This window comes from Planctomycetia bacterium, assembly GCA_034440135.1.
In the GTDB taxonomy this organism is placed as follows: domain Bacteria; phylum Planctomycetota; class Planctomycetia; order Pirellulales; family JALHLM01; genus JALHLM01.
In genome coordinates this window covers 1-4,284 of record JAWXBP010000196.1, presented here as the reverse complement: position 1 = coordinate 4,284, position 4,284 = coordinate 1, and the positions used below count along the sequence as shown (strand labels likewise).

Here is a 4,284-nt window from a genome sequence, read left to right as displayed (position 1 = left end):
GCTAAAGCTATTGTAAGCGAGCGTGCCCACGCCTTTGCCGGCGTACTTAAAATCGAACTCGATCGTGTGCTTGCCGGGCGAAAGCGCCTCGGGCCCTTCCCACTTGATGCGGTTCAGGTCGACCAGATTCCACAGGAACACCGGTTTGCCCTTCAGCAGATAGAAGCCGTAGCCTGCGAAACGCCCGCCGGAGGTCAGGATCATGCCCTCGGCGCCCCCCTCAGGCACTTCAATGTCGGCGGAAATCGTGTAGGAACAATTGAGCAACAGCGGCGAGTCGCCTTGCGGCAAGCCGGTCATCGGCCGTGTGTAAACGAACTCCGTGCGACCAGCGGTGATATTTGGGCGCGGCGCGATGATGCGGGCGGCCACCGAAGCGTCCAGCGGGAAGACATGGTGCTGGCGGGCTTCCTCGATGAACTTCTGCTTCATCTCTTGGACTTTGTCAGGATGTTTGGCGGCCAAATCCTTGGTCTGGTTGAAGTCCGTCGTCAGGTCGTAAAGCTCCAACACGTTGTTATTCAACGGGTCGGTGTTGGCCGCACTGTAGGCGTCCCACGGTGCACGGTCCACCTTGGTACTGAGCAGCCAGCCCTCGTGATAAAGGGCGTATTGGCCCATCATCTCGAAATACTGCGTCGTGTGCTGCGACGGCGCTTTCGCGTTCTGCGCGTCAAACGTGTACGCGAAACTGATGCCATCAAGCGGCGCTTGCGGGATGCCATCGACTTCCTCGGGCGCCGAGATGCCGCACGCTTCGAGGATCGTTGGCATGACGTCGATGACATGTACGAACTGCTCGCGCAATGCGCCCTTCTCCTTGATCCGCGCCGGCCAGGAGATGCACATTCCTTGACGAATGCCGCCGAGTCGCGAGGCGTTTTGCTTGAACCAACTAAACGGCGTATCAAAGGCCCAGGACCATCCGGCCGACATGTGGTTGTAGGTCTTTTCGGTGCCCCAGTCTTCGTAGTATTTCGCCAGCTGCACCTCGACCGGCACGCTCACGCCGTTGAAGAACGCGACTTCGTTGGGCGTCCCCAGCGGCCCGCCTTCGGCGCTGGTGCCGTTGTCGCCATTGATGTAGATGATCAGCGTGTTTTCGAGTTTGCCGATGTCCTCCACCGCCTGAATGACGCGACCGATTTCGTGGTCGGTGTAGGCCGAATAAGCGGCGAAAATCTCGGCCTGCCTGATGAACAGCTTCTTTTCCTCCGGCGAGCATTGATCCCAGGGCTTCAAGACATCCTGAGGCCACGGCGGCAACTCGGTGTTTTGGGGAATCACGCCGAGTCGCTTCTGATTAGCGAAGATAGTCTCGCGGACCTTGTTCCAACCGTCGTCAAAGAGGTGCATCGCGCGAACTTTTTCGACCCACTCCTTGGTCGGATGGTGCGGCGCATGCGTGCCGCCGGGCGTGAACTTGACGAAAAACGGTTTGCCGGGATCGATCTGGTTCAACTTATGCAGATGATCGATCGCGTCGTCGGCCATGGCTGTCGTCAGATTCCAACCTGGCTTACCTGCAAAGGGGTAGATCTGCGTCGTGTTGCGAAACAAATTCGGTTCCCACTGATTGGCGTCGCCGCCGTTGAAACCGTAGAAATACTCGAAGCCCATTCCCGTCGGCCATTGATCGAAGGGCCCGGCTTCACTCGCGGCGAATGACGGCGTGTTATGGTTCTTGCCAAACCAGGAGGTCGCATAGCCGTTTTCCTTTAGCACGCGGCCAATCGTTACCTTGTCCCGGGTGATGATGCTGTCATATCCGGGATATCCGGTGGCTTGTTCCGAAATCACTCCAAAGCCGGCGGTGTGATGGTTGCGCCCAGTGAGCAACGCGGCGCGGGTCGGCGAGCAGAGCGCCGTCGAGCAGATTTGGTTGTATTGCAAACCGCTCTGCGCAATCCGATCCATCGCCGGCGTTGGGACGACGCCGCCAAAGGTGCTCGGAACGCCAAAGCCGGAGTCGTCCGTCATGATCAGCAACACGTTCGGCGCGCCCTGCGGCGGCACAATGCGCGGCGCCCACCACGGTTTCGATTGCAGGGCGCCGTCCTTGATCACGCCGCCAAACTTCGGATTTGGCGCAGGCAGTTGCTGGCCGTCAATTGTCGCCGTCGCGCCGGGCGCGCCGGTCTCGACTTGCGGAGTCGCCGCCGGCGCCGCGGCATAGCCCAGACAGCCGCCTAGGATCACGACGATCGCCGCGTGAATTAAGGTTGTCCTGCGCATGGTGGTAGCTCGTGCCTTGGGTCGAGAGATGGATGGCGATCTAGCACGCTCGGATTGAACGACGCCGACAAGTTTGCCGCGGACGTGCGGCGACAACCGAAGTGCTAAGGTAGCATGGCATAGACGCCATGGCAGGATAGCACTTCACTTGACCGTCGACTACGAAAAACGTCGCCTACCGGCACTTTTTGGGGATTTTATGGATCACTTCCCACTAACCAAACGCGATTTCAACGACTTCCGCACAGATACGCGTTGCACATCGCATGCTAAGCTTGGATGAGGCCATACCGCGCGCGGAGATGATATTGCCGCTTGCTATCCTGGTTTCGTGCCGTGAATTACAATGCGGCCAGCTCGCTCACCGGTCATTCGCTGGCGCGACTGAGCAAACGACTTTCCCTTCAGCGGAGCATGATATGCCAACCTTCCGATCCCTCGCTGGCGCTGGGATGTTTTGTCTCGCATTCAATTTATTGACCGCGCCGTTGTACGCGCAGGCGCCCGCTCCCGCCGCGTTGGCGAGTCCCGTCGACGAGTTGGATTGGCTCGTCGGCGAATGGACCGCCGAATCCGACGGGACTCAAGTGCGCTCCGTCTGTGAATGGGACGCCGGCAGACGCTTTTTGATTCGCCACGTGTATGTTGAACGCGACGGCCGCACGTTGCACAGCGTTGGCCAACGATTCGGTTACGATGCTGCGTCGAAAGTCGTCAAGGTCTGGTCGTTCGACTCGGACGGCAGCCACGCGGAAGGCGCGATCACCGCCGCTGACAAGAACTGGGTCTTCAACACCACCGGCGTTGCCAAAAGCGGCGAGCAATGGAAGTCCAAAAACACCTATAGCGACATCACTTCGCAAGGCTTCACGCTCACGTCCGCATCGTCGGCGAACGGCGGCGCCGCCAAGACTTCCGTGCTGAAATTCGCGCTGCAGCTCGCTCCCGCGACGGCTGCGCCGTTCGACGAAGCCGCCGAAGTCTCGTCCGATCCCGCCAAACAGAAAATTCTCAGTAGCAAGGAATGGCGCGAGGTCCGCCGCTCGCTGCATGAATGGTTATCCGTGCAGAAGATCTACAGCCCGTCGGAAATCGCAAGCATCAAGGCTCAAGTCGATTCGAAAATTGCGAACATGACCGCGGCGGATCTGCAAGACTTCCTCGACGATATGCGGGACAAGGTGGCCATCCTGCTGTCGAAGGAAGGTGAAGATGCCCGCACCTGGCTCGCGCAGTACCTGGCCGTGCGCGTCGTCAGCAAGGACCAGTGGGACAAAATGCGCCCCGACGTCGTGCATATGACCGCGCAGCAGCTCAAGGAAAAGCTCGAACAACTCAATCAGCAACAGGCCGCCGCCACTGAACAATCGAAAGCGGCCGCTCAAGGTCGCGACCTGCAAGCGCAGGCGATTCGGCAGGAAGTGCAGTATCAGCGCCAAGCCCACGAAAACTCGCTGAATCGCACCTACTACGACAACTACGGCTCGTACCGCTGGTAGCCGCGGCGGTAAGCGTATGAGAGCGGACCGGTCGAGTCCACCTGCCATCAGCGTCATTCATTTGGCGCCGTTAGTCACTTGATGCGTTACTGCCGTCATCGTTCCCTGCACTTAAGTAGGGAGATGGACTGGCGCGGATATCAGCGCTGGCTGAACACGTGGCCAGCTCGAAGGAGTTGTGCCGAGCTCAATGAGCAATGCACGAGCGCCTAGAACCTTTTGTCTAACTCTCAAACGTCGTGATGTGGCCCGCACATCTGGCGATAGCCGCCAAGGGCGCGCCCCATCTGTCGCGGCGGTGTAGCAGTTGGGCAGTTCTGAAGTGCCCGGTCGAAATTGTCCGGTGCTAACTCTCGCTTTCCACTAGCCTTCGACCTACCGGACCAGAGGAGTGTTCGGCCCGCTTAAGCGGCCGGAACCATGTCCGCGTACTCGGCACCGCAAATGAGCTTTGCCCAGCCCCAGCAATATTAACTTCCGTAGTACCGAATAGTCGTTGGCGCGAACGACCCGACCGACGCGTACGAATTTCGCTGTGAAGCAAGGAGTG

General features: G+C 59.2%; 2 protein-coding genes. One reads left to right on the top strand and one right to left on the bottom strand.

Features of this window, described 5'->3' with window-relative positions; genetic code table 11:
• Positions 1-2,235 (bottom strand): arylsulfatase (locus SGJ19_11460; GenBank protein MDZ4780861.1); only part of this gene is annotated, 2,235 nt, incomplete at its 3' end.
• 419 nt (positions 2,236-2,654) lie between these two features.
• On the opposite strand from SGJ19_11460, the gene SGJ19_11455 reads away from it, so the two are divergent.
• A complete protein-coding gene (locus SGJ19_11455) occupies positions 2,655-3,734 on the top strand; it encodes a hypothetical protein (protein ID MDZ4780860.1) in 1,080 nt (359 codons plus the stop codon).
• The last annotated feature ends 550 nt before the right edge of the window (positions 3,735-4,284 follow it).